Source organism: Bacillus proteolyticus (assembly GCF_001884065.1).
Taxonomy (GTDB): domain Bacteria; phylum Bacillota; class Bacilli; order Bacillales; family Bacillaceae_G; genus Bacillus_A; species Bacillus_A proteolyticus.
The window spans coordinates 198,240-223,750 of record NZ_MACH01000054.1 but is presented as its reverse complement, the minus strand read 5'-3'; the positions used below and the strand labels follow the sequence as shown (position 1 = coordinate 223,750).

Annotated in this window: 31 protein-coding genes, 1 pseudogene and 1 other annotated feature; of the genes and pseudogenes, 13 read left to right on the top strand and 19 right to left on the bottom strand. The window is 35.6% G+C overall.

Features of this window, described 5'->3' with window-relative positions:
* Positions 1-60 precede the first annotated feature (60 nt).
* The 6 genes from leuA to BAQ49_RS34065 form a co-directional block, all read right to left on the bottom strand.
* Positions 61-1,581: a 2-isopropylmalate synthase gene (gene leuA, locus BAQ49_RS07535; protein WP_071744819.1), complete on the bottom strand. Its 1,521-nt coding sequence runs from the start codon at positions 1,579-1,581 to the stop codon at positions 61-63.
* A gap of 1 nt (position 1,582) precedes the next feature.
* Positions 1,583-2,593: a ketol-acid reductoisomerase gene (ilvC, locus tag BAQ49_RS07530; protein WP_071744818.1), complete on the bottom strand. Its 1,011-nt coding sequence runs from the start codon at positions 2,591-2,593 to the stop codon at positions 1,583-1,585.
* Between the two features lie 26 nt (positions 2,594-2,619).
* The gene (gene ilvN, locus BAQ49_RS07525; RefSeq protein ID WP_000822951.1) at positions 2,620-3,132 is read right to left on the bottom strand and encodes an acetolactate synthase small subunit; all 513 of its coding nucleotides are present in this window, start codon (positions 3,130-3,132) and stop codon (positions 2,620-2,622) included.
* Positions 3,129-4,829 carry an acetolactate synthase large subunit gene (gene ilvB, locus BAQ49_RS07520; RefSeq protein ID WP_071744817.1) on the bottom strand — a complete coding sequence of 567 codons (1,701 nt, stop codon included), beginning with the start codon at positions 4,827-4,829 and terminating at the stop codon, positions 3,129-3,131. The genes ilvN and ilvB overlap by 4 nt, the downstream gene beginning before the upstream one ends.
* A 72-nt stretch (positions 4,830-4,901) precedes the next feature.
* Positions 4,902-5,128 (bottom strand) — a binding site (T-box leader).
* A gap of 16 nt (positions 5,129-5,144) precedes the next feature.
* The gene (ilvE, locus tag BAQ49_RS07515) at positions 5,145-6,041 is read right to left on the bottom strand and encodes a branched-chain-amino-acid transaminase (protein ID WP_071744816.1); all 897 of its coding nucleotides are present in this window, start codon (positions 6,039-6,041) and stop codon (positions 5,145-5,147) included.
* A 141-nt stretch (positions 6,042-6,182) separates the two neighbouring features.
* The gene (locus BAQ49_RS34065; RefSeq protein WP_044739212.1) at positions 6,183-6,398 is read right to left on the bottom strand and encodes a hypothetical protein; all 216 of its coding nucleotides are present in this window, start codon (positions 6,396-6,398) and stop codon (positions 6,183-6,185) included.
* A 59-nt stretch (positions 6,399-6,457) separates the two neighbouring features.
* Here BAQ49_RS34065 and BAQ49_RS07505 point away from each other — a divergent pair, with 59 nt between their 5' ends.
* Together BAQ49_RS07505 and BAQ49_RS07500 are read left to right on the top strand one after the other, a co-directional pair.
* A complete protein-coding gene (locus tag BAQ49_RS07505; RefSeq protein WP_071744815.1) occupies positions 6,458-6,697 on the top strand; it encodes a DUF3911 family protein in 240 nt (79 codons plus the stop codon).
* An 86-nt stretch (positions 6,698-6,783) separates the two neighbouring features.
* Positions 6,784-7,023 (top strand): YkuS family protein, encoded by a 240-nt coding sequence (locus BAQ49_RS07500; protein WP_002149532.1) that lies wholly within the window; start codon positions 6,784-6,786, stop codon positions 7,021-7,023.
* A gap of 373 nt (positions 7,024-7,396) precedes the next feature.
* Here BAQ49_RS07500 and BAQ49_RS07495 read toward each other — a convergent pair whose 3' ends face one another.
* Both BAQ49_RS07495 and ytfJ read right to left on the bottom strand, forming a co-directional pair.
* Entirely contained in the window at positions 7,397-7,486 is a 90-nt protein-coding gene (locus BAQ49_RS07495; protein ID WP_000608227.1) for a hypothetical protein, read from the bottom strand.
* Positions 7,487-7,594: 108 nt separating this feature from the next.
* Positions 7,595-8,062 carry a GerW family sporulation protein gene (gene ytfJ / locus BAQ49_RS07490; protein WP_071744814.1) on the bottom strand — a complete coding sequence of 156 codons (468 nt, stop codon included), beginning with the start codon at positions 8,060-8,062 and terminating at the stop codon, positions 7,595-7,597.
* Between the two features lie 282 nt (positions 8,063-8,344).
* On the opposite strand from ytfJ, the gene BAQ49_RS07485 reads away from it, so the two are divergent.
* The gene (locus BAQ49_RS07485; RefSeq protein WP_000136552.1) at positions 8,345-8,710 is read left to right on the top strand and encodes a hypothetical protein; all 366 of its coding nucleotides are present in this window, start codon (positions 8,345-8,347) and stop codon (positions 8,708-8,710) included.
* Positions 8,711-8,744: 34 nt separating this feature from the next.
* On the opposite strand, the gene BAQ49_RS07480 is transcribed toward BAQ49_RS07485, so the two are convergent.
* Positions 8,745-10,088, bottom strand: a complete 1,344-nt coding sequence (locus tag BAQ49_RS07480; protein ID WP_071744813.1) for a TrkH family potassium uptake protein — start codon at positions 10,086-10,088, stop codon at positions 8,745-8,747.
* 1,127 nt (positions 10,089-11,215) lie between these two features.
* Here BAQ49_RS07480 and BAQ49_RS07475 point away from each other — a divergent pair.
* Positions 11,216-11,656, top strand: a pseudogene (locus tag BAQ49_RS07475) (dicarboxylate/amino acid:cation symporter); the annotation flags it as partial.
* Positions 11,657-11,678: 22 nt separating this feature from the next.
* Here BAQ49_RS07475 and BAQ49_RS07470 read toward each other — a convergent pair.
* Complete coding sequence (locus BAQ49_RS07470; RefSeq protein WP_000184933.1) at positions 11,679-11,834, bottom strand: hypothetical protein; 156 nt, start codon at positions 11,832-11,834, stop codon at positions 11,679-11,681.
* Between the two features lie 136 nt (positions 11,835-11,970).
* Positions 11,971-12,390: a MarR family winged helix-turn-helix transcriptional regulator gene (locus tag BAQ49_RS07465; protein ID WP_071744812.1), complete on the bottom strand. Its 420-nt coding sequence runs from the start codon at positions 12,388-12,390 to the stop codon at positions 11,971-11,973.
* 162 nt (positions 12,391-12,552) lie between these two features.
* Between BAQ49_RS07465 and BAQ49_RS07460 the strand changes: the two genes are divergently transcribed.
* Together BAQ49_RS07460 and BAQ49_RS07455 are read left to right on the top strand one after the other, a co-directional pair.
* Positions 12,553-12,984, top strand: coding sequence for a regulatory YrvL family protein (locus BAQ49_RS07460; protein ID WP_071744811.1), 432 nt, complete (start codon positions 12,553-12,555; stop codon positions 12,982-12,984).
* Positions 12,985-13,017: 33 nt separating this feature from the next.
* On the top strand, positions 13,018-13,605 hold the full coding sequence (locus tag BAQ49_RS07455) for a thioredoxin family protein (protein WP_116733439.1): 588 nt from the start codon (positions 13,018-13,020) through the stop codon (positions 13,603-13,605).
* A 32-nt stretch (positions 13,606-13,637) separates the two neighbouring features.
* Here BAQ49_RS07455 and BAQ49_RS07450 read toward each other — a convergent pair whose 3' ends face one another.
* A complete protein-coding gene (locus tag BAQ49_RS07450) occupies positions 13,638-14,108 on the bottom strand; it encodes an SRPBCC family protein (RefSeq protein WP_071744809.1) in 471 nt (156 codons plus the stop codon).
* A 193-nt stretch (positions 14,109-14,301) separates the two neighbouring features.
* Positions 14,302-15,093, bottom strand: a complete 792-nt coding sequence (gene uppP, locus BAQ49_RS07445) for a bacitracin resistance undecaprenyl-diphosphatase (protein ID WP_071744808.1) — start codon at positions 15,091-15,093, stop codon at positions 14,302-14,304.
* 182 nt (positions 15,094-15,275) lie between these two features.
* Between uppP and BAQ49_RS07440 the strand changes: the two genes are divergently transcribed.
* From BAQ49_RS07440 to BAQ49_RS32810, 3 genes are all read left to right on the top strand, one after another.
* Positions 15,276-16,634 (top strand): MATE family efflux transporter, encoded by a 1,359-nt coding sequence (locus BAQ49_RS07440; protein ID WP_071744807.1) that lies wholly within the window; start codon positions 15,276-15,278, stop codon positions 16,632-16,634.
* A 76-nt stretch (positions 16,635-16,710) separates the two neighbouring features.
* Complete coding sequence (locus tag BAQ49_RS07435) at positions 16,711-16,884, top strand: hypothetical protein (RefSeq protein ID WP_000343684.1); 174 nt, start codon at positions 16,711-16,713, stop codon at positions 16,882-16,884.
* 18 nt (positions 16,885-16,902) lie between these two features.
* On the top strand, positions 16,903-17,052 hold the full coding sequence (locus tag BAQ49_RS32810; protein ID WP_002149552.1) for a hypothetical protein: 150 nt from the start codon (positions 16,903-16,905) through the stop codon (positions 17,050-17,052).
* Between the two features lie 256 nt (positions 17,053-17,308).
* Here the strand turns inward: BAQ49_RS32810 and BAQ49_RS07425 are convergent, their stop codons facing one another.
* Complete coding sequence (locus BAQ49_RS07425; RefSeq protein WP_071744806.1) at positions 17,309-17,806, bottom strand: DAPG hydrolase family protein; 498 nt, start codon at positions 17,804-17,806, stop codon at positions 17,309-17,311.
* 464 nt (positions 17,807-18,270) lie between these two features.
* Here BAQ49_RS07425 and BAQ49_RS07420 point away from each other — a divergent pair, with 464 nt between their 5' ends.
* Positions 18,271-19,173: an aminoglycoside phosphotransferase family protein gene (locus BAQ49_RS07420; protein ID WP_071744805.1), complete on the top strand. Its 903-nt coding sequence runs from the start codon at positions 18,271-18,273 to the stop codon at positions 19,171-19,173.
* Positions 19,174-19,175: 2 nt separating this feature from the next.
* Here BAQ49_RS07420 and BAQ49_RS32805 read toward each other — a convergent pair whose 3' ends face one another.
* The 5 genes from BAQ49_RS32805 to BAQ49_RS07395 all read right to left on the bottom strand — a co-directional run bounded on the left by BAQ49_RS32805 (position 19,176) and on the right by BAQ49_RS07395 (position 22,323).
* Positions 19,176-19,337: a hypothetical protein gene (locus tag BAQ49_RS32805; RefSeq protein ID WP_071744804.1), complete on the bottom strand. Its 162-nt coding sequence runs from the start codon at positions 19,335-19,337 to the stop codon at positions 19,176-19,178.
* Between the two features lie 175 nt (positions 19,338-19,512).
* The gene (locus BAQ49_RS07410) at positions 19,513-20,286 is read right to left on the bottom strand and encodes a hypothetical protein (RefSeq protein ID WP_071744803.1); all 774 of its coding nucleotides are present in this window, start codon (positions 20,284-20,286) and stop codon (positions 19,513-19,515) included.
* A gap of 24 nt (positions 20,287-20,310) precedes the next feature.
* Complete coding sequence (locus tag BAQ49_RS07405) at positions 20,311-20,757, bottom strand: flavodoxin (RefSeq protein WP_071744802.1); 447 nt, start codon at positions 20,755-20,757, stop codon at positions 20,311-20,313.
* Positions 20,750-20,920 (bottom strand): hypothetical protein, encoded by a 171-nt coding sequence (locus BAQ49_RS32800; RefSeq protein ID WP_071744801.1) that lies wholly within the window; start codon positions 20,918-20,920, stop codon positions 20,750-20,752. Before BAQ49_RS32800 ends, BAQ49_RS07405 begins: the two co-directional genes overlap by 8 nt.
* Positions 20,921-21,153: 233 nt before the next feature.
* Positions 21,154-22,323 carry a M20 metallopeptidase family protein gene (locus BAQ49_RS07395; RefSeq protein WP_071744800.1) on the bottom strand — a complete coding sequence of 390 codons (1,170 nt, stop codon included), beginning with the start codon at positions 22,321-22,323 and terminating at the stop codon, positions 21,154-21,156.
* A 337-nt stretch (positions 22,324-22,660) separates the two neighbouring features.
* On the opposite strand from BAQ49_RS07395, the gene BAQ49_RS07390 reads away from it, so the two are divergent.
* The 3 genes from BAQ49_RS07390 to dltB are packed head-to-tail and all read left to right on the top strand — an operon-like array spanning position 22,661 to position 25,497.
* A complete protein-coding gene (locus tag BAQ49_RS07390; RefSeq protein WP_000440293.1) occupies positions 22,661-22,807 on the top strand; it encodes a teichoic acid D-Ala incorporation-associated protein DltX in 147 nt (48 codons plus the stop codon).
* 12 nt (positions 22,808-22,819) lie between these two features.
* Positions 22,820-24,334 carry a D-alanine--poly(phosphoribitol) ligase subunit DltA gene (gene dltA, locus BAQ49_RS07385; RefSeq protein ID WP_071744799.1) on the top strand — a complete coding sequence of 505 codons (1,515 nt, stop codon included), beginning with the start codon at positions 22,820-22,822 and terminating at the stop codon, positions 24,332-24,334.
* Positions 24,331-25,497: a D-alanyl-lipoteichoic acid biosynthesis protein DltB gene (gene dltB, locus BAQ49_RS07380; protein ID WP_071744798.1), complete on the top strand. Its 1,167-nt coding sequence runs from the start codon at positions 24,331-24,333 to the stop codon at positions 25,495-25,497. The genes dltA and dltB overlap by 4 nt, the downstream gene beginning before the upstream one ends.
* Positions 25,498-25,511 lie beyond the last annotated feature (14 nt).

Here is a 25,511-nt window from a genome sequence, read left to right as displayed (position 1 = left end):
ACTGAATTTTCAGAACTTTAATTAGATAAGTGAGGAGAACTTTCCTCACTTATCTAACATTTACTTTACAAGCGCTATAAAAGATTTCAATTTCCCTGCCGCGTGGACATAAGCTCTCGCCGAAGCTTCCAATACGTCTTGTGCAACACCAAAACCTGATACTTGATGCATTCCTTCTTTTAATTCAACATGAACATGGGCAAGTGCGTCTTGACCTTGCGTAATAGATTGTATGCGATAATCTGCCAATTCACATTCTAATCCTAAAATTCTTTGGATTGCATTGTAAATTGCTTCAATACTACCAGAACCAGTCGCTGCATCTTCGTATACGTTTCCTTCCTCATCCTTCAGCACAACTGTCGCACATTGTGTACTATTTGATACGAAGTGCACTTGTAATTGCGTAATGTTATATTGCTGCGCCGCAAATGCTGCTTCACCAAGCATAAGCGCTCGTAAATCTTCTTCAGTAATTTCCTTCTTACGATCAGCTAATTTTTTAAAAGCTTCAAATACCGCATCACGTTCTTCCTTTGTAAATTCATAGCCTAGTTCTTTCATTTTTTCCGTAAATGCGTGACGACCAGAATGTTTTCCAAGTACAAATAGATTTTGAGATTCACCTATAAGCGTCGGTTCAATAATTTCATATGTCGTCACTTCTTTTAAAACACCATCTTGATGAATACCTGATTCATGAGCAAATGCATTCGCTCCAACAATCGCTTTATTTTTTGGTACAACCATACCTGTTAAACGACTTACTAATGTACTTGTCGCTTTAATTTCTTTTAACGTCATAGAAGACTCTGCTTCATAGAAATCTTTTCTAATATGAAGAGCAACTGCGACCTCTTCTAGAGCTGCATTCCCCGCTCTTTCTCCAATTCCATTAATCGTTCCTTCTACTTGCAATGCTCCGCCTTCAACCGCAGCTAACGAATTCGCTACTGCCATCCCAAGATCATCGTGACAGTGACAAGAGAAAATTGCTTTTTCATACGAAGGAACAGATTCTTGTAAGTATTTAAAAAGAGAATAATATTCTTCTGGATTCGTATATCCAACTGTATCAGGAATATTGATTACATTCGCTCCTGCACGAATCGCTACTTCTACTGCTTCAGCTAAAAATACTCTCGATGTTCTTGTTGCATCTTCTGCTGAAAATTGCACTGTCGGAAATAACGATTTTCCGAGCGTAACCGAGCGATGAATGCTATCTAATACATCTTCTTTTGACATACAAAGCTTATATTTCATATGAATGTCACTTGTAGCTAAAAATACGTGTAAACGAGGAGAGACAGCACCTTTCACCGCTTCATAGGCTCTTCGAATATCACTTTCTTTCGCTCTAGCTAAACTCATAACCGTAGCATTTTGAATGGTATTTGCGATACGTTTTACCGATTGAAAATCACCTTCAGAAGCTGCTGCGAATCCCGCTTCCATTACATTAATACCAAGTCTCTCTAGTTGCCTTGCAATCTGCAATTTCTCTTGTTCATTTAAATTAACTCCTGGTGATTGTTCGCCATCACGAAGCGTCGTATCCATGAACAAAATCTGCTTCATATTATTTAATCCCTACCTTTACTCGTGGCTGTACGAAAGGCATCATTTCGCGTAATTTACGTCCAACTACTTCGATTTCATGTTCATTTTCTTTCTCATTTGTCGCCTGGAAATGTGGTCTTCCTGCTTTATGCTCTGCAATCCAACCTCTTGCAAATGTACCATCTTGAATTTCTGCTAACACTTCTCCCATCGCTTTCTTCGTATCTTCAGTAACAACGCGTGGTCCTGATACGAAGTCGCCCCACTGCGCTGTATCTGAAACTGAATATCTCATATTTTCAAGTCCACCTTCGTACATAAGATCAACAATGAGTTTCAATTCATGTAAACATTCAAAATATGCAAGTTCAGGTTGATATCCTGCATCAACTAACGTTTCAAATCCAGCTTTTACTAGCGCAGTTACTCCGCCACAAAGCACAGCTTGCTCTCCAAATAAATCTGTTTCTGTTTCTTCCTTAAACGTTGTTTCTAATACACCAGCTCTCGTCGCTCCAATTCCATCAGCATAAGAAAGTGCTTTTTCAGTCGCAACTCCTGTTGCATCTTGATATACTGCAAACAATGCAGGAACAGCTCCGCCCTCAGCAAACGTACGGCGCACTAGATGCCCTGGGCCTTTCGGCGCTACTAGAAATACATCTACATTAGCTGGCGGTTTTACTTGATCAAAGTGAACATTAAAGCCATGTGCGAACACAAGAGAATTCCCGCCTTGTAAGTTTGGTGCAATTTCAGCTCCATATACTTCTGGCTGCAATTCATCAGGTAGTAGAATCATTACTACATCCGCCTGTTGTGCTGCTTCCGCTACTGTATATACAGAAAAGCCATCTTCTTTCGCCTTATCCCATGACTTTCCTTTTCTCAGTCCAACTACTACATCAAATCCGTTATCACGTAAGTTTTGCGCATGCGCATGACCTTGCGATCCATATCCGATAATTGCTACTTTCTTGTCCTTTAATACATTTACCGTTACATCTTTCTCATAATAAACTTTTGCCATTTTCATTTCCCCCTATATTTAAATAATTATTGAATTAACATCACTTGTTTATCTTGTTTTTTCATACTACGCGTAAATGCTGTTACACCTGTTCTAGCAATTTCTTTCAAACCGTATGGACGAAGCAATTCAATTAACGCTTCTACTTTCTCCTGGGTACCTGTTACTTGCACCACTATGGAATCCTTTCCAACATCTATTACAGCGGCTCGGAACGGTTCAATTAAACTATATAATTCTGCTCTTGTTACACTTGAAGTTGCCACTTTAATAAGCGCGAGTTCTCTAGCAATCATTGCCTCTTCTGTAATATCAGAGACTTTTAGGACATCGATTTGCTTATGCAGTTGTTTAATTAACTGTTCAACTTGCTGTTCACTTTCAACATGTACAACAATCGTCATCCTTGAAATATCCGACGATTCCGTATGCCCTACTGAAATACTTTCAATATTAAAATGTCTACGTGTCATAACGCCTGTAATTCGATTTAACACACCGCTTTGATTTCGAACTGTCGCTGTAACAATTCTCTTCACCTTTTCTCCACTCCCTCCATTTGGTGAACCCCTTTTCCTGGGGCAACCATCGGTATAACCTTTTCAGATTGAAGTACGCGGCAATCAATTAATACTGGTTCTTGTAATTCAATCGCATGCTTTAATTGCTTCTTTGCAAGAAGTGGATCATCAATACGGACGCCTTTTATGCCGTATGCATTCGCAAGGGCAACAAAATCTGGTTGACACGAAAGTATGGAGTGCGAATATCGTTTATTATAAAACTCATCTTGCCATTGTCTTACCATTCCTAAAGCTTCATTATTTAAAATAAACACTTTAACTGGTAAAGAATGCTCTTTTAATACACTTAGTTCTTGCAGGGTCATTTGAAATCCCGCATCACCGACAATGGCAATAACTAATTCCTCTGGCTTTGCAATTTGTGCACCAATTGCTGCTGGAAATCCAAATCCCATTGTTCCTAAGCCTCCAGAAGTTACCCATTTATCTGGATTTTTCAGCGGATAATATTGTGCTGCCCACATTTGATGTTGCCCAACGTCTGTTGTTACAATGGCTTTTCCCTTCGTAATTTCATATAGCATATCAATCGCGTATTGAGGTTTAATACTTTCAGAATTTCGTTTATAAGTTAATGGATATTTTTCTTTTCTACTCTTTAATAAAGAGAGCCATTCATGATGATTTTCTTTACTTCCTTCTGTTTGAAGTAATACTTCTAACGCCCGCTTCGCACTCGCAACAATTGGAATTTCAGTCGGCACATTTTTTCCGATTTCCGCTGGATCAATATCTATATGTGCGACAAGCGCTTCTTTAGCAAAATATGCTAAATTCCCAGTAAGACGATCGTCAAATCTTGCTCCTATATTTATAAGTAGATCACATTCATATAACGTCATATTAGCCGTGTAAGAACCGTGCATTCCTCCCATCCCAAGAAATAATTTATCATCAGGCGGAAAACCACCAAGACCAAGTAATGTATGCACAACAGGAATTTGATATTTACGAGCAAAGCTTGTTAATTCTTTCGATGCCTTTGCATGTAATACACCTGCTCCAGCTAAAATTAACGGCTTTTTTGAAGTCGCAATCGCTTGTAATAATTTGTTTATTTGTAGTAGATTCGGTTCGTAATTAGGCTGGTATCCTGGTAAATCCATTTGTACATCACTACATCGCTCACCTTTCTCTACTACCATATCTTTCGGAAGGTCAATTACAACTGGGCCCGGTCTTCCTGTTCTAGCTATATGAAATGCTTCTTTAATAATTCGAGGTAAATCCGATGCTTTTCGTACTTGATAATTATGTTTCGTCACCGGCATCGTAAGCCCCATAATATCAGCTTCTTGGAAAGCATCACTCCCGATTAACGTTGTTGCTACTTGCCCTGTAAATACAACAAGCGGTAATGAATCAATCATCGCGTCAGCTAGACCAGTAATAACATTTGTAGCACCAGGCCCGCTTGTTGCAATTACAACTCCTGGATTCCCTGTAATTCTTGCATATCCTTCAGCGGCATGAATTGCACCTTGTTCATGCCGCGTTAAAATATGCGGAATCTCACAATCATAAAGCGCATCATATAGAGGTAAAACAGCACCACCTGGATAACCGAAAATCACTTCTACTCTTTCCTTTTCTAGCGCTTCTAACAATAGCTGTGCACCAGTTGCCAGTTTCTCTTCTGTTTTTGAAGACATTTTTCTTATAAGCCCCCTTTTTATACCCTTTATAAAATAAAAAAATCCTACGTCCACACTCCAGCTATGTGCTGAAGGGACGAAAGATTTCGCGGTACCACCCTTCTTTGCAAGAATACTCTTGCCTCAGTGACTCGGGATGAGTCTAGCTAATAACGGAGCTACCGTCTAAGCCTAGACAAATGCTTCAGCTTAGCACTCAAGGGCGATGTTCGTCGACGTGAACCATCGGTTTTCAGCAACCACCGACTCTCTGTGAGGCTTCACAATCAACTACTCCTCCCTATCAACGTTTTATCATGTCATAAAGAGTTATTATCCAACTTTATTTTCTTCGTAAATTTTCTCACCATCTTCTACAACTAATTTACGAAATTCTTCTAATAGACGATTTGTATGTGGACCTGTTTTTCCTAAACCAATCGTTCTACCATCTACTGTCGTAACAGCAATGACTTCAGCAGCCGTTCCTGTTAAAAACACTTCATCAGCTACATATACATCGTGCCTTGTGAATAATTCTTCTCTTACGTCATACCCAAGCTTTTCGCCGATTTCTAAAATTGCGTTTCGTGTAATACCTTCTAACGCCCCAGCAGAACTTGGCGGTGTAATTAATTTATTTCCTTTTACAATAAATACGTTATCTCCAGAGCCTTCAGCTACATACCCTTGATCATTTAACATAAGTGCTTCTTGTACTCCAGCTAATTTCGCTTCGATGCGAACTAAAATATTATTTAAGTAATTTAAAGATTTTACTTGAGGCGACAAAACATCTGGGCGATTACGACGCGTTGCAACTGTTATAATTGGAATCCCTTTTTCATAATATTCTTGTGGGAATAAAGATAGTTGTTCTGCAATTACTACTACATTTGGTTTCGTACAAGAATCGGGATCTAATCCAAGATTCCCTGGTCCTCTTGACACAACTAGGCGGATATATCCATTAGATAGTTTGTTATGTCGAATCGTTTCAACAACGATCTTCATTGCTTCTTCTAACGTATATGGAATTTCTAACATGATGGATTTCGCTGATTCATATAACCGGACAAGATGCTCTCTCAAACGGAAAACATTACCGCTATACACCCTAATCCCTTCGAACACTCCATCGCCATATAAATAGCCATGATCATATACTGAAACTTTTGCTTCGTCTTTTGGAACAAATTCTCCATTTAAGAAAATCCATTGCTCGTTCACTGGAAAGCGCCCCCTATGTTCTATGAGTTTTTTATTGTTTCCTAGTTTACTCTCCTTTCTAAATAAATCAAGTGAATTTTTAGAAAATTTTTAATTTTTAATCGTACGTACATCTTTGATTATATTGATTTAACAGCATTGTTAACGTTTACAAAAAGTCAAAAAATTTTTTTCGCCAATTTCCACTAAAAAAAATATTTGTTTAAAAGAAGGATTTTTGTCAATTGATACGAATCTATTGTATTCAATAAACGGACGTCCGTTTTTATAAATTCGGGAATATACAACGACTTTTGCTGAAAAAGGGGGAAAATAATAAAAATAACGCTGTCTAAAAATAACATTCATATTTTTCATTTCGTAATCATAATCCTATTTTTAAAAAACAATTTGTCAAAATGAAGGAGGAAATCAATATGGCGTGTGTACAAATTAAAGGAACGAGACAAGAGGTAGTAGAAATGCTTCAACTATTTGATCTAATGGATACGAAAGGTTTTTGTAAATTCGATAATTATGTAGAGGTAGAACCAAATAATAAAGAACATAATAATTTTATTGCTTCAATCGGCATTCATTCAAATACTTCTTCCGCCCAAGATACTTTAAACGATCAGTTCGTAAGTCAAATGCTTACTGGTGTATATAACGACTAAACAAATATTCTCTTCCTACCATCTTTTCATAAATATATGGTAAAAACTTGAGCATACTAACGACTAGATGGTAGGAGGTGAGAATTATGGCTAGAATTGGCGTTGAAAACTCGTTAACAGATGTTCAACAAGCTCTTCAGCAACATGGACATGAAGTCGTTACACTTAACTCAGAACACGATGCACAGGGGTGCGATTGTTGTGTTGTAACTGGGCAAGATTCTAATATGATGGGTATTGCAGATACATCAATAAAAGGATCGGTAATTACAGCTCATGGTTTAACAACAGATGAAATTTGTCAGCAAGTTGAAAGTCGCATTTAAATTTTTACAAATTACAATACACAAAAGAAAGAGGGCTCCTTTTCAAAAGGAGCCCTCTTTTTTATATTCACCTAACGGGAAAGTAACATATACTGGATGAAAGCCCTACCTCTCTCTCATCATTACGGTTCCACTGACCGCTCCTTGATTCACTAGTATACATATAAAGCTTACATATACAATTTATAGGGTTTGTTCACAAAAGTTGTTGGTAAGACTACCCGATCTTTCGCAAACTTTTCGTATTATATTCATAAGATTTATTTACTTTACACTAGCTTTAACCGAGACACGAATTAAAATTTTAACACCAATACAATAACTTGTCAACATTTTTTACAAATTAAAAACAGACATTAACGGTTTGTCTGTTTTAGAATGGAGCTTTTTCTTTTATTACATATACAACAAAACCGCTTACTAACATAAATAAGCCAACTACTAAGTTTTTGATATTAATCATAAATTCCTCTCCCTTATTCCACACATCATATATATTTACAGTTCAATTATTCCGATCATCCTAAAGCGCACTTTTTCTAATATATCATAATTCCTAAAAAATGCAAGTTTACTTGTGACGACCATTTACAAATTTATCTACAGTGCTTGGTACAGTATTTAGAGCTTTTTCAATTAAATGTGTACTACTATTGAGATGCAATACTTGCACACCGTTAGAACCAACTACTAAAAAAGCAACTGGGCTAATAGAAACCCCAGCCCCGCTTCCGCCTCCGAATGGATGATTTTGCTTGTTCTCTTTATGCTGCCCTTGTCCGCCATTATGTTTTTCAGAAATAAACTCCCCTTTAAAGTCACTTCCACCAGCTCCAAAACCGAAAGCCACTTGAGACACTGTTAATACTACATTTCCGTCAGCTGTTGAAACTGGACTTCCAACAATCGTATTTACATCTACCATCTCTTTTAAATTTGTCATTGCTGTTTTCATTAAATTTTCAATTGGATGTTCCATTATGTATTGCACCCTTTCCTCATTATTCTTTTTTATACTTTCCAAAATAGAGGAAGTCATACTTAGTTTTCCTATTTTAAAAAAACATTTTCACTTTCCAATTGGATATTACTCCCTGTACAGGCTCGGATAAAGTGAAACTTTAATCAGTGGGGTTTTGTTCATCCCCCACTGATTATTAGCCTTCACCAATCGGGCGTTTACGGGCAGCCCGACTCCCACCTAACTTCTTCGCCCCAGCCGAATTTTGAGGCGGGAGTCTTACTGCTCGCAAATAGCGGGATAAAAACAGTAAAGAGAAACATACTATTATTGAACCTTGTTATGAAAGGAGTCCTTACTTTGACTGAGAAATTTGATGAATATAAAAAAAGAGATCGAATAGATAGTGATTATAGTGACTATAAAGAAGAATACGCGGCTGAAGTTGCACCACAACGTATTGATTATGATGATAAAGATAACGATGATGTAAGATCATCTGCAGCTGGATCGACTGCTGGTTTTATTGCTCTTGCTTTAGCAATATTATCGCTATTTACATTCCCAACACTGTTTGGTCTTGTGTCTGTTTTACTCGGTATTTACGCATATAATCGTGGGGCTACTGTAACTGGCGGTATCGCTGCCATTGTAGGTGGTATCGCTGCACTTATTGCGATTTTATTCCGAGTGGCGCTTATTGGGTTATTGTTCTCTCTTTTTTAAAATGAAAAAGGTATCTCGCTTTATGCGGGATACCTTATCCTGTAAATACATCTTCTGATGGATATTTAATTTTTTGTTTCGCTGGTCGTGCCAAAGAGAAAACAAGTGTTAACGGTCCGATTAATCCACAAAACATAACAAACATAATAATACATTTTCCAAACGCCGATAGCTTCGCAGTAATCCCCATTGTTAATCCTACTGTGCCAAACGCTGAAATTGTCTCAAATAATAACTGAATAAAACTGAAGTCTTCTGTAAGCATTAATACAAATACCGCTGTAAAAATAAGTATTTGACTAGCAACGACAATTGCTAACGCTCTCGTTACTGTCGACATTTTAATCGTACGATGAAATAAAACAAAATCCTCTTTCTTTCTAAAGAAAGAAAGAACTGATGTAATTAAAATAACGAATGTCGTTAACTTAATTCCACCACCTGTCGATACACTTCCTGCACCAATAAACATTAATATCATCGTAAATAATATCGACGACTCTTCCATGCCGCCATAATCTATCGTGTTAAAACCGGCTGTACGAGGTGTAATTCCTTGGAAGAACGAAGCCCATAACTTTTCATTTAAAGATAGTTGTCCCAAAGTCTTCACATTATTATATTCCAATACAAAAATCACAATCATCGCAATAATGTTAAGTGCTATCGTTCCAACAATCATGATCTTCGAGTGAAGTGATAATTTTCGGAAACTGCGACTATACCATATATCAATTAATACCGTAAACCCTAGCCCTCCTATTACAATTAAAGAACAAATCCCAATATTAACAATAGGATCTCCTACGTATCTTGTTAAATTATCTGGCCAAAGCGCAAAACCGGCATTATTATATGACGCAATAACGTGAAAAATACTATAGTATAAACCTTTTCCAAATCCAAACTCTGGAATAAAGCGAATCGATAAAAAGATAACTCCAATTAGCTCAATACAAATAGAAAAAATAAAAACTCGTTTCACTAATTTCACAAGACCACCAATATTTGTTTGATTAAATGCTTCTCCAATTAATAGTCGGTGACGTAAACCAATTTTTTTACCTAATACCCAAACAATTAAAATGGCTATCGTCATAAGACCGAGACCACCTATTTGAATTAAAAACATAATAACAATTTCACCAAACATCGTAAATGTACTTGCAGTATCTACAACGCCTAAACCCGTTACAGTCGCTGCCGACGTAGCTGTGAAGAAAGCATCTACCCAACTAATATGTACTTTCGTTGCAAACGGTAACTTTAATAACAATCCTCCGACCACAATTAAACAAAAAAAGCCTAATGCTAAAATTTGTGGTGGATTTAATCGTATAATGCGATTATACACCCCTTGTTTTTTTGCTACTTCCATATCACTAACTCCCTTTATCAAGTGAAGCTTTTATCCCCTCATAAATAAAGACCCTTTAAGAGCCTACAAGTAGCGGGATAACCCTTATATTCTCATAATATAGTTGAGCATAATCCTTTTTTTCATAGATTTCAACTTTTATTTATATTCAGACTCCTATTATTTTACAAAAGAATATTCTCTATTATATCTCCACTTATACTATAACTCTTACACCTACAACTATTTTACCCTTTTTTCAAATTCCCATATCTTTCACGCCAAGTTCACACGAGGGTCACATCTACCTTTTATAGTATACGTATCGGAGCTGTTCCTCCCTAATTTATAAGACATTCCCCAGTGTCTAGAAGCAGCTTCCATCCCTAATTAAATTGACATAAATTGTCCCCTTCCTTGACCATCCTATATGTGATGGTCTTATTTTTTTACTCTCTCTTTCTTCTTACTTAAAACTCCCTCCCTCTTTCACTCTATGTTCACATCTAGGTCACATCTATCTTTTATAGTGTATGTATCGAAGTTGTTCCTCCCTAATTTATAAGACATTCCCCAGTGTCTTGAACAGCTTCCATCCCTAATTAAATTGACATAAATTGTCCCCTTCCCTAGGCCATCTTTTATATGATGGTCTTATTTTTTTGTTTACTCTATCTTTTATTTGAAACTCCCTCTCTCTTTCACTCCATGTTCACATCTAGGTCACATCCACCTTTTATAGTATATGTATCGAAGTTGTTCCTCCCTAATTTATAAGACATTCCCCAGTGTCTAGAAGCAACTTCCATCCCTAATTAAATTGACATAAATTGTCCCCTTCCCTTGACCATCCTATATGTGATGGTCTTATTTTTTTGTTTACTCTATCTTTTATTTGAAACTCCCTCTCTCTTTCACTCCATGTTCACATCTAGGTCACATCCACCTTTTATAGTATATGTATCGAAGTTGTTCCTCCCTAATTTATAAGACATTCCCCAGTGTCTAGAAGCAACTTCCATCCCTAATTAAATTGACATAAATTGTCCCCTTCCCTTGACCATCCTATATGTGATGGTCTTATTTTTTTATTTTCTTATCCCTATTTCTCAGCAGAAATGCCTGCTTCACAAATCTATAAAAACAACATTATTCACGGTGTCTTCGTATACGGCGGCTTATTAAAGGTATTGGCAAAAGAAAGTATTATTCGTTTCTTTAAACATTTTGGACCGGTAATGGCAATTGGATTTAGTACATCTAGCTCTAATGCATCTCTTCCATTTGCAATGAAAACTGCACAAGAAAAACTTGGAGTTCCAAAAGCGATAAGCTCTTTTGTACAACCACTAGGTGCAACGATTAATATGGACGGCACTGCTGGTGTACCAGGTGTTGGACTTGTAATGCTTACGATGGTTTTAAATCAAGTAAACCTACCAGTAGAAGGTATTGCTTTAATTATCGGTATTGATCGCATCCTAGATATGTCTAGAACAGCTGTAAATATTTCCGGTGATGCAATTTGCGCAATGATTGTCGCGAAATCAGAAGAAAAATATAATACAGATCAATCGGCAGCATCTTAAATCAAAAAAGGAGTGAATTATCTCACTCCTTTTTTGATTTGCTTCCTTTTTTCGAACGATATTCTTTTCCTTTGTTATCATTACCTGTTTCAAATTCAGTACTAAACTCCTGCTGGAATTGTCCTGATTTTGGTGAACCTTGATTTCCGCTACCTTTACTACCATTACGATTCGTCATATTTCTACCTCCTTCCTTTACTAGTAGTATGGTACATATTTTCTTTTTTATAATCTTTTACATACGAAAGAAGACCTCCACTATATAAGGAAAGCCTTCTTTGTCATTACGTAAGCGTTTTCTTATTTATAATTATTTAAATAAGTTTTTTAGAAATAGATATCATTACATTCATTTCGTCTTCTGAAAGTGCAGAGAATCTTTCTTGTAAATATTTCTTTTTCTCCTCTTCCATTTTCGCCACTAAATCTTTCCCTTGTTCTGTAATCTCTAAATATACAACTCGGCGATCTGATGTAGAACGTGAACGAGTTACAAAGCCTTTATTAATTAATTTTTCTGTAACAGCTGTAATATGACTATTCGACACATTTAACTCATTCGCTACACGTGATACCATTTCTTTATTCGTGCGATTCAATATTCTAAGGACGATGAACTCATTCCACGGTATGTAACCACCAAATATTTTTCCAATATCATTACGCAGCGTGCGAAACATAGCAAAAACATTTGTCGATAGTTCTTCCATTAATTGCTCTCGATTTTGAGACAACTTTGACAGCCCCTTTTATTTCATTTAGTTAAATAAAAACCTTATTAATAATTTTACATGAAATCTTACTTTTTGTCACCTTATTTTCCCATAATTCGTAGTTTTTTAATAAATATTTCATGGTACAATGAAATTGTTTTTCCAGAAAAAGGAGTTGGGATAGTGAGTGGAGAAGACAAATTTTCTAATCTCAGTCTAAAAGATAAGACTATTATTATTGGTGTTGTTATTCTTATTCTCATTATATTCTTTGCATTTATATTCTTTGTATATGTAGGAATCTTTCAAATTACAGGTATAGAATATTCATCACGAACAGCTCTACTACTCTTTTTTTCACTTATCCTTTTATTAGATGGTATTACATATTTTATATTCATTTTCTTTAAAGTACTCCTATATCCAATGATGACAAACATGCCAAATTGGCTCTCAATTGCTCTTCTCTCCATTATTGAAGTTACACTAGATTGGTTCGTCATTCATACTGCCGACTACTGGATAGAGAGCGTACAAATGTCCAACATAGCTGAACTATGTGTCGCACTATTCCTTTACACACTAAATAAATTATTTAGTGATAAGAAAGAGTAAGAATACAAGCTTTTCTATATAAAAATTGGTACAATAAAAATAAATCATACTAAAGAGGTGTTACTTATGAACTTACTACAATGGGCTGATAAAGGCATGTCCTTTGATACATATGTAAATGAAATGAAAGTAAACCAATACGAGCTACTGCACATTTACAATAACTTTTTAATTCCAAATGAATTACTTCCCGTTTTAGAAGAACGTCAAAATGATGGCTGGCGCGTTATCGTACTAACAGCTGACTGGTGCGGCGACGCTCTTTTATGCGTACCTGTTATGAAACGAATTTCTGAAGTTGCAAATATTGATATGACATTATTAATTCGTGATGAAAACTTAGAATTAATGGATCAATATTTAACAAATGGAACAGCCCGCGCCATTCCAATCTTTATCTTCATTGATAAAGACGGAAATGAACAAGCCGTCTTTGGACCACGCGCTCCAAAAGTACAAGAATTAGTAACTTCCATGCGTTCTACACTGCCTGAAAAAGAAGATCCAACATTCGAGGAAAAGCAAAAAGAAATGTATGCTAATTTCCGTGCTACCTTAGCTGATGATACTTCTCTTTGGGAACATGTAATGGAAAGCATGATTGAAAAAGTAGTAAAATAAAAACCTGCCGATTTCGGCAGGTTTTTATTTTACTAAATTATAATCTTTTTTTTCTGAGAATATGCAGCATCTACGCACTCTGCTAAACGCTCCATCTCACCCATATATACCGCACGCGTCATCCATCCAGTCAACTTGTACATAATCTTATATAAAAAATTCTTCGGTTCAAATTCTACGATTAAAGTAAGCGATGTACCTTCTTCATCCTCTTCTAACATATAAGTTACGGCAGTATAACCTTGCTTCATTTCACATCCAATTGATACGATATAAGGTGCTTCACACTCTAAAATTTCCGCCTCAAACTCATATATTTTCTTACCCATCTTTTGCACAGATACATATTTATCACCTTCACGGGGATTGTTTATATCTACATTTGGAGGATACCTATTTTCTACCATAAAGGTACTCCATTCCATTATTTTCTCATCATTATTTACATAATCAAACACAACATCAATTGGTGCTGGAATTACTATTTCTATTGCAAAACTCACTAAACTGCTCCTCTCAAATACCCTATAAATTTTATTTATATAAATATACTAAAATCATTATGTCATATTTTACATAGTGAAATACAAGTAAATGAGAGCAAAATTTTTATTTTCTCCTGCTATAAAAGAAATACCCTATAGAATTGACCTTTTTCAAGCGTCTAATCTATAGGGTATTTCCGATAATTTATTCTTACATAAGGAAGAAATAGAATACCGCTGCTAAAATGAAACGATAATAAGCGAACGGTGTTAGTTTTACACGAGCTAATAATTTTAAGAATGACACGATTGCAAGCATCGCAACAACAAATGCTGTAATAAATCCAGTTGCAAATAATGGTATATCAGCCGTGCTTAAAATATCCCAACTTTTAATTAAATCTAATCCACTTGCAGCTACCATCATTGGCACTGCTAAAATAAACGTATATTCCGCTGCCGCTGTATGTGAAACACGAGCTAGCAAACCACCACTTATTGTAGATCCAGAACGAGAAAATCCTGGCCAAAGTGCTAAACATTGGAACATCCCAATTGTAAATGCTTGCTTATATGTGATTTCATCTAACGTTCTCGCTGTACTTGGTTTTGAAAACTTCTCAGCAACAATCATTAAAATACCACCAGCTACTAAGCTAATAACAACCGGTCCTGGACCGAATAAAACTTCTTTAATTGCACTATGGAATAATACACCAAGAATTCCAGCAGGAATCATCCCGATAATAATATGTAATAAATTTAACGATGGTCCATCTGTTACTTTCCCTATTCCGACTAATGACCATAAACGCTTCCAAAATATAACAACAACTGCTAAAATCGATCCCAATTGGATAACAACTTCGAAAACTTTCGCTCTCTCATCGTCAAATCCAAGTAAATGACCTGTTAAAATCATATGTCCTGTTGATGAAACTGGTAAAAACTCTGTTAAACCTTCAACAGCACCCATGATTATTCCAATTAACCAATCAGCCACAAGTAGTGCCTCCTTAATAACGAATATGTAATTTTTTCACACCTTATCATAATACCTTATCCCTTTTCAAAGTGCATCCTTTTTTTATTGATTGCATTTGTTGTATACGCGTATTTCTTTTCTATTTTTCGATTAAATTGTATGATAGTAAGAGTTTGTTTTTTACGTTGAAAGGGGATTTTATGAAAGAAACTACTTCATTCTCACAAAAGTTAAAGCAATTCGTATTACTCTTTTTCCCGATTTTTGTAACGCAAATGTCATTATTTGCGATGAGCTTTTTTGATACGACAATGTCAGGACATGCAAGTCCTACTGATTTAGCGGGTGTTGCTATCGGAACAAGTATATGGCTTCCAGTTAGTACGGGATTAACAGGTATTTTAATAGCTACTACTCCTATTGTTGCACAGCTCGTTGGATCAAAGAAAAAAGAGGACGTTCCCCACGTTGTCATACAAGCAGTATATTTAGCAATTTGTGCTAGTTTCGTTGTTATCCTTATCGGATTCTTCACTGTTTCACCTATTTTAAATGGCATGCAATTAGAAGAACCTGTGGAACGTATTGCAGCACAATTTTTAAGTATTATCGCGATTGGAATTATTCCTTTATTTACTTACACCGTCTTACGTGGATTTGTTGATGCATTAGGAAAAACTCGAACAACAATGATTATTACATTACTATCATTACCAATTAACGTAGTATTAAATTACTTATTAATTTTTGGTAACTTTGGCTTTCCAAAACTTGGTGGTGTTGGTGCGGCAATCGCTTCTGCAGCAACATATTGGTGTATTTTAATTATTACAGTCATTATTATTCGTACGAAAGAGCCTTTCGCTTCTTTCAATATCTTTAAACAGTTATACCGCCCTTCCCTTACAAGCTGGAAGGAATTCCTGAAACTTGGTGTCCCTATCGGATTTGCTATCTTTTTTGAAACAAGTATTTTCGCTGCGGTAACACTTATGATGAGTAATTTTAGTACGACAACAATAGCAGCACATCAAGCAGCTATGAACTTTGCTTCCTTGTTGTATATGACCCCTTTAAGTTTAGCAATGGCAATGACGATAGCCGTTGGATTTGAAGTCGGGGCAAAACGATACAATACTGCAAAGCAATATGGATTTATCGGCATTGGTTTAGCTCTTGCTTTTGCTCTTTTATATTCAATCCTTCTCTACTTCTTTGATGATGAAATTGCTTCTATTTATACGACAGATGCAAATGTCCACCATTTAGCAAAAGAATTTCTTATCTTCGCGATTTTGTTTCAAATTTCAGATGCGATTGCAACTCCAGTACAAGGAGCACTTCGTGGTTATAAAGATGTAAATGTTGCCTTAATTATGACATTGATCGCCTATTGGGTAATCGGTCTACCTCTTGGCTACATATTAGCAACTTATACTGATTGGGCAGCAAAAGGGTATTGGATCGGCCTTATTATCGGTCTAGCATTTGGAGCAATCTTCCTGCTTATCCGTCTCTTTCAAGTTCAGAGAAAATATACAACGCAAAACAGCCGCTAATGATATAGCGGCTGTTTTCTTCATGCATATTTTTTCTTGTAACGTGTAACATAATGAAAAAGAAAGGTGGATACATATGGACGAAAAACAAAAGAAACAATCATTCGATGAAGAATTCGCCCCTGAAATTTCACCTGGATATCGGCAAGATGTACATAAGCCACCGAAATATAAAAACACCTCTTTTTTAATGGGCATTACCATTTTTGCAGCTGTATTACTCGTACTCATTATTTTCGTCTATTTTTAATGAAAGGTGGCTTATTATATGAAGAAACAAGAATCTAATCGTTCAAAAAGAACTGTTAAAACAGAAAAAGGATATGCAGGAGATTCTGTCCATACACTGAAACAAGTTGAGCAAGGAAACTTATACATTGCTCAAAAAGAACTTGGGCAACAAAATGAAAATCTTTAAAATCCATTTGCTCTTTGAAGTGCACCCGAATAGTGGTACATGAAAAAATCCCTCCGTTGAATTCGCATACTAAGTATGTAAATTCAACGGAGGGGTTTTTCATTTGAAGAGAAGCGTACATTACCCAGAAGAAGTAAAGTGGCAAGGGATTGATTTTATATTGACGGCCCCCAGTATTTTAGACGTATCTAAAACATTGAAGGCCAATTTGTTTTCTAGTTAGTCACTTATTACAAGTAAAAGCTGTTAAGTTATCTTACAGATTTTCTGCAAAAAGTTTCGGTAAAAATATACTGAATTGACTCATTTCTTCTACATTGTGTTTATATAAACCACTTAGATTAATAAATGGTGGTAATCCTTTCGGGAAAATGAATGTAGAAGTCATTACTGTACCGTTCTCGGATTTTTCGTATTGATGTATTACTTGTGAAATTACATCGTCATCATCATCTAAACATGAACCCATTAAAACATGGCTGTAATGGGTATTTATAGGACAATCTTTAGGCTCTTCCCATCTAATTCTTAGCGGGAATTCTAGTCCATCTCCCGCAGATTCAATCGAAGCTGATATGGCTCCTACGTGTCCATGTACTTTAGGGTCAACTAACCACTTAAAATCAACATGTTCTTCTGGATGCCATAGTTTATATCGTTCAGAGTTATCAATATTATCCCACCACCAGTCAATCATTTCTGGTGTTACGTCATTCAATGCATGTTCAACTACTATTGATACTTGGTTTTTCATTTTTATACCCCCTATTTTTTAACCAACATAGTGTCGGTTATTTATATTTATTATTATAGTTTGTGTATCGCATGCGTTCAATAAACAGAAATAGCTGATCTGTTGTATTCTGAACACCTTATGAAAATATGTCTAAAAAAATTTAGGAGGAAAAAATTTAAAAATTCATATACTGATTTACGTATAGCTCATACTGATCTATAAAGTGAAACTTTAATCGGTGAGGATTTTGTTCGTCCTCTACTGATTATTAGCCCACATCAATCGGGCGTTTACCGGCAGTAAGGCTCCCACCGAACTTCTTTGCTCCAGCCGAATTTTGAAGTGCAAGTTTTACTGCCCGACAAATAGCGGGATAAAACTGCCACTTTATATGAACAAACCAAAAGCGTTACATATAGAGGGAATATTCTGATATCATAAACTGGAATACCCTAATTTTAACTTAGAAACGAGGAACAATTATGGACTCTTACAAACAATATATAAAAGAAGCTCTGCCTAATCTTTCTATACACTCATATAAACAAAATGAAGAAGGCTGGGATAACATAGCGGCTATAGTAAATGATGAACTACTATTTCGTTTCCCGCGAAAACTTGAATATGCAAAGCGGATTCCTTTAGAAAAGGAACTATGCAAACTTCTCTCTCATTCGCTACAAGAAATCGAGGTTCCACAGTATTGCCTATTATATAAAAATGATACTGATACTGCTCCGCTTTGTAGTTACTATACTCTCATTCACGGTGAACCGTTAAAAACAGAAATAGTTACGAAGTTAGAGCAAAAAGAACGGACAATAATTATTGCACAATTAGCTACTTTCCTTGCGGCTCTACATAGCATTCCTTTAAAACATGTTAAACCATTAGGATTTTCTATCGAAAAAACACTTACCTACTGGAAAGTGCTACAAACAAAATTAAATCAGTATGTTACTAACAGTCTTACTTCACTCCAAAAATCAGCCTTAAATCGTCTATTCGAAAATTTCTTTGCCAATATAGCTAAATCTACCTTTCAAAATACAATTATTCATGCTGACTTTACACATCATCACATTTTATTTAACACCCTGAACAAAAACATTTCAGGTGTTATCGATTTTGGAGATGCTCAAATTGGCGATCCCGCTTTTGATTTTGCCGGGCTATATTATGATTTCGGACATGAATTTACTACATCTGTATATGAACAATACTGTTCCCTTATTTCTCACAATGATCCATTACTTATTCACCGTATCACTACCTTTTATCAATACAGCCCTTTACTACATAATATTATTTATAACTTTGAAACAAAAAATGAGCTTGAATTCATAGCGAGTACAGATCAACTGAAAGTGATACTGCAGGGATGAGATTACATTCTCTCCCTATAGTCCCTCTCTTCATACATCATTAACTTTTTATCCATTTCAACAATGACTTTATACAGTTGAAACGCCTGTAAAATTTGCAGTTGAATTCCAAAAGGAGCATTTTGTTCTTTTAACCATTGAAATACTTTCGTTTCATCTTTCATTGATTATTCCTCCTCTTATAAAGTGAAACTTTAATCAAGGGGGGATCCCCTATTGATTATCAGCCCTCACCAATCGGGCGACCCCCAAATAGCGGGATAAAATTTACTACAAATATACCGTAAATGATGAAAAGCTTTTCATGTCAATAATAAAAAGGATGCAAAATTGCATCCTTTAATGTACAATATTTTTCTTCTGCAACACTTTCTCTTTTGCCTCTTCTACTTGGCATTCACTACGAAAGGCACAGCTCATACACTCTGAACGATAATTACGCTCTGTGTAGTGTTCAGGTTGTTGCAGCATTTCTTTCATTCTAAATAAATCATCCATCCCAGTTATAATATCTTCCTGTTTTGGAATGTACTCATACTTAGTTCCTTCTATTAAATTAATAACTTCGATTTTTCCAGGAAGAATGCCGAAAGCTTTATAACTAAATACAGTCATTAGCTTCTGACAAAGAGCAAGAATTTCCTCATCCGCATCGACAACATACTTTTTAATTGTAAATGATTCTGTACTCCACTCACCAACTTCAAATGTCAATGAAATATGAACACCTAACTCTTCCATATATGTTCGAAACTTCTCATATAAAAATAACGGTGGCGCCTGACACTCATCTCTTTCAACAAACTGTAATAAGTGATCTATTAACTTCGCTAAAACAATATAGTACTCTGCTTTGGAAGCAAACATATTAACCCTTACTTTTTTCCAATATTTCTCTATTAATATTAAAAGTAAAATTTTCGTTTGTTGGCCCGCTGGTAGTGTGTAATACTCATTAATAATTTGATTCACAATCATTTGTGCTATTTGTTGCCATTCAAATGAAGATGGTTCTCTTCTTTTTATATGACGGAAATAAAATTTATGTGGACAACGCATAAAATCATATAAATGATAATCTGTCATCGTTTTAATTGAGATTCTCTCATGCAATTGCTCTTCATCTCCCTTCTGCCATTAAGAAAGGTGTTTTACAAATTCAGCTCCAAACTGTAAACATTTCTCTACATCTTCATCTTCTGGCGTTAATTCTACTTTTAGTCCTTCTAACACAACTGTTGCCCCGCGCTCCTGCAGCTTTTCTATTAAAATATCAACCGCTACACCGTATTTCGGATAAGCCGAGTCACAAGAACCGAATGCTGCTGCTTTTTTACCAGTTAAGTTAATCGCATCCATTGCATCATAAAAATCTAAGAAATCATCAGGAAGGTCACCGTCTCCCCAAGTATAGGCTCCTAAAATAATACCATCATATTGTTCTAATATAGAAGCTTCTGGTGTATCCATAATATCAATGACTTCAATCTCATTTTCTGTTTCACGAATCACACCCGCAATATGATCGGCCATTTCCTCTGTATTTCCACTCATACTTGCATAAATCATTATTAACTTACTCAACTGAATCTCTCCCTTTACTATGTATCGCTTTTTCTGTTTGACTTGTATTCTTCTCGTCTGCATATTCAGAACGAATTACATTTCGTTGCCACTCAATATGCTTATCGACATCTTTATTTTTATTTTCTAATCCCCTTCGTAAAAGGTGAAATGTTTTTCTCATTAAAGTTCCTCATCTGTTTCATTGATAATAATTATCAATTTCAATTATATCATTAGATTAATTGAAATTGATTATCAAAGTCAATAACTATTTTTAAAAAAATAGTTAAAATGTACAAGCTTGTCCGTTAGCTATTCATATACTATAAATGAGCATAGTTCTTTCTCAGCCCTCTCTGACGGAAGAAATAGAAGCAACTGCGATAGAGCGCAGTTGCCTTTTTTTATACTTTTCTATGATTTTAGTAACCTTATCGTTGTTTCTAAAAATAATTCTACTCCATAAATTAAAGCCGATTCATCCACATCAAATTTCGGATGATGATGGGGATAACAAGTATCCATATTTGTATTCCCTGTTCCTAATTTAATGAAACAGCCAGGTGCTTTTCTTAAATATGCAGAAAAATCTTCTCCTCCCATAGAAGGTTCAAGATGCACAATACGCTGATTTCCGAACAATTTCATCGCGCTTTCTTCTACTATTTTTGTAATGTACTCATTATTAACAACTGGATCATATCCGTAACGATACGTATATGTATAATCCCCTCCATGTGCTTCTGTAATTCCTTTCACAATTTGCTCAATTTTCTCTTTTGCTTCCGCTCTTAATGTTTGATTAAAAGATCGAACAGTTCCCATTAAAGTTGCTGCACTAGGAATGATATTATCGGCCATTCCCCCATGAAATTGTGTTACTGACACTACCCTATGCATAAAAGCACTTGTGTTTCTTGATACGATATATTGTAAGTTTGTAATAATCTGTGCTCCGATAGCGATAGGATCTATCGTTTCTTCTGGCCGTGCCGCATGACCGCCCTTTCCTAAAATTTCAATTGTAAACACGTCTGGCGCTGCCATCATAGGACCATATACAATACCTATTTTCCCGCTCTCCAATCCAGACATAACATGCAAACCTATTACATAATCAACGCCGTCCATAACACCGGCCTCTACCATTTCTTGTCCGCCACCAGGGTACACTTCCTCTGCGTGCTGAAAGAATAGACGAATCTCACCATCAAAATCTTCCTTTATATTTGATAGCGCCTCTGCTGTACTTAACAAAATAGCTGCGTGAGCATCATGCCCGCATGCATGCATTATTCCTTTATTCATAGACGTATAAGGTTTCCTTGTCTCCTCTTGAATTGGTAACGCATCTATATCAGCTCGAATCGCAACTACTTTCCCTTGTTGCCTTCCTCTTTTAATTGCTAGCACACTGTACTGCGTTGGTCTCGTTACTTCAAAAGAAGAAAATGAGCATAATGTATCATATATAAATTGTGAAGTTTCTTTTTCATGAAACGATAATTCCGGATACTTATGGAAATGCCGTCTCCATTTCATTATATTTTCTTCCGAAATAAGACTCTTCCACACTCTATTCATGATAATTCCCTCCTTTTAATAGGATCTAGAAATTTAAAGTTTGCTCAGTCTCTACCGATTAATAGGAAACAAATATTATATTTTCGCGTATTCTTATAATCCACTTTTATGTATTCATACAATCCACTTTCTATTTACATGTCAAACCCATTACAAATTCATGCTGAATGTAATATAATTGCTAAGTTAGGGATTTTCTTTTTTAGTATTTAGTGCTAATATCAGAAAAGAGCCTTTTGTCTTATTTTTACCTAAAATGTGGAATTTTGTTTTTTTCACAATAATGTAGGACATGATACCTACAAAGAGCTATTATTTCATTAAGAGAGGGAAAGACATGGAAAGATTAAAAGAGATATGGTCTCGACCACTCACACAATGGGTTGCAAAAACGGTTTATTACCTTGCAATTTTATTTGCATTACTTTGGTTGTATGGATTCCATGATACAAACACAAGTACATTTATTTACAATGAATTCTAGGGTGGGAACGTTATGAAGTTATTAGAACAAATTGAAAAGTGGGCTGCAGAAACGCCTGATCAAACCGCTTTTGTTTGGCGAGATGCGAAAATTACGTACAAACAATTAAAGGAAGATTCTGATGCGTTAGCACATTGGATTTCTTCTGAGTATCCAGATGATCGTTCACCAATTATGGTGTATGGCCATATGCAACCTGAAATGATTATTAACTTTTTAGGATGTGTAAAAGCTGGACATGCTTACATTCCTGTAGATTTATCTATCCCAGCTGATCGTGTACAACGTATCGCTGAAAATTCTGGTGCGAAATTACTTTTATCAGGGACCGAAGTAACTGTAACTGATTTACCCGTTCGCATTGTAAGTGAAGACAACTTAAAAGATATTTTCTTTACTCATAAAGGGAAAACTCCAAATCCTGAACATGCGGTAAAAGGTGATGAGAACTTCTACATTATTTACACATCAGGAAGTACAGGTAATCCGAAAGGGGTCCAGATTACTTATAACTGCCTTGTTAGCTTTACAAAATGGGCTGTAGAAGATTTCAATTTACAAACAGGGCAAGTATTCTTAAATCAAGCACCTTTCTCATTCGATTTATCTGTAATGGATATTTACCCATCATTAGTAACAGGTGGTACACTTTGGGCAATCGATAAAGATATGATTGCACGTCCAAAAGACTTGTTTGCTTCTTTAGAGCAATCGGATATACAAGTATGGACTTCGACACCATCTTTCGCAGAAATGTGTTTAATGGAAGCATCTTTCTCTGAGAGTATGCTACCAAACATGAAAACATTCTTATTCTGCGGTGAAGTATTACCAAATGAAGTGGCTAGAAAATTAATTGAGCGTTTCCCAAAAGCAACAATTATGAACACTTATGGTCCAACAGAAGCTACTGTCGCTGTAACAGGTATTCATGTTACAGAAGAAGTGCTTGATCAATACAAATCACTTCCAGTTGGCTACTGTAAATCAGACTGCCGCCTTCTTATTGTGAAAGAAGATGGTACGATTGCACCTGATGGTGAAAAAGGTGAAATCGTAATTGTCGGTCCAAGCGTAAGCGTTGGATATTTAGGAAGCCCTGAATTAACAGAAAAAGCATTTACTATGATTGACGGTGAGCGCGCCTATAAAACAGGCGATGCTGGCTATGTTGAAAATGGTCTTCTATTCTATAATGGTCGTCTTGATTTCCAAATTAAGCTTCATGGTTATCGAATGGAATTAGAAGAAATTGAGCATCATCTTCGTGCGTGTTCTTACGTAGAAGGAGCAGTTATTGTTCCAATTAAAAAAGGTGAAAAATACGATTATTTATTAGCGGTTGTTGTTCCTGGAGAACATTCATTTGAAAAAGAATTCAAATTAACATCTGCAATCAAAAAAGAACTCAATGAGCGATTACCAAACTACATGATTCCACGTAAATTCATGTATCAATCTTCTATTCCAATGACACCAAATGGAAAGGTAGATCGCAAAAAATTATTGAGTGAGGTTACAGCATGACCGCATATGGATCATTTTATTTTTTCGCTATAGTGGGCATTTTATTAATACCTACTATCATAGCTGGATTAAAAGGTAAAATGTTGCGTAAATATAATGCCTTTTTAACATTATTAATGCTTGTTATTATCTTCTCTGATAAACCAAAGCAAGCAATAATGTTAGCCGCATTTATTATTTGGCAATACGCCCTTATTAAAGGCTATTTATTATTAAGAAAACAAAATAATAGTACATTTAGGTTTTATATAGCTGTTATTTTATCGATTTTACCACTTATTTTGGCAAAAATCGCACCGTTTGTACCTGAGCTAAAGTTTGTCGTATTTTTAGGAATGTCCTATGTAACATTTAGAGCAGTACAAATGGTATTTGAAGTTCGTGATGGCTTAATTAAAGAGCTTTCCTTCTTTAATTTTTGGGAATTCGTTTTATTCTTCCCAGCTATCTCAACAGGACCTATCGATCGTTACCGCAGATTCCAAAAAGATATTCAAAAGCCACCTAGTGCAGAAGAATATCAAAACTTACTATATACAGGGCTAAACCGTATTTTCCAAGGTTTCTTGTATAAATTTATTATTGCTTACTTAATAAAGCAATATTTTATGGATCCGGCATTCGCTCAGCAAGATACAATCCTATCAAATATGATCTACATGTATAGCTATAGTTTATATTTATTCTTTGACTTTGCTGGTTATAGCTCATTTGTAATTGGTGTAAGTTATATGATGGGAATTAAAACTCCAGAAAACTTTAATAAACCATTTATTAGTCGTAACATTAAAGACTTCTGGAACCGCTGGCACATGAGTTTATCATTCTGGTTCCGTGACTTTATTTACATGCGTTTCGTCTTTTTTGCAACGAAGAAAAAGCTAATTAAAAACCGTTACACAATTTCGTATATCGGTGCATTTTTAAACTTTTTCATCATGGGAATATGGCATATTACTGGTGAGCATGTGTATCAATACATTATTTATGGTCTTTATCACGCTGCCTTGTTTATCTTGTTCGATATTTTCGAACGAAGAAACAAGAAGCATAAGTTTTGGCCAAATAATAAATTTACGCATGTCCTTGCGATTGTAATTACGTTCCACGTTGTATGTTTCGGTTTCCTAATCTTCTCTGGACACCTTAACAGATACTTTTAATGCACCCTTCTTAT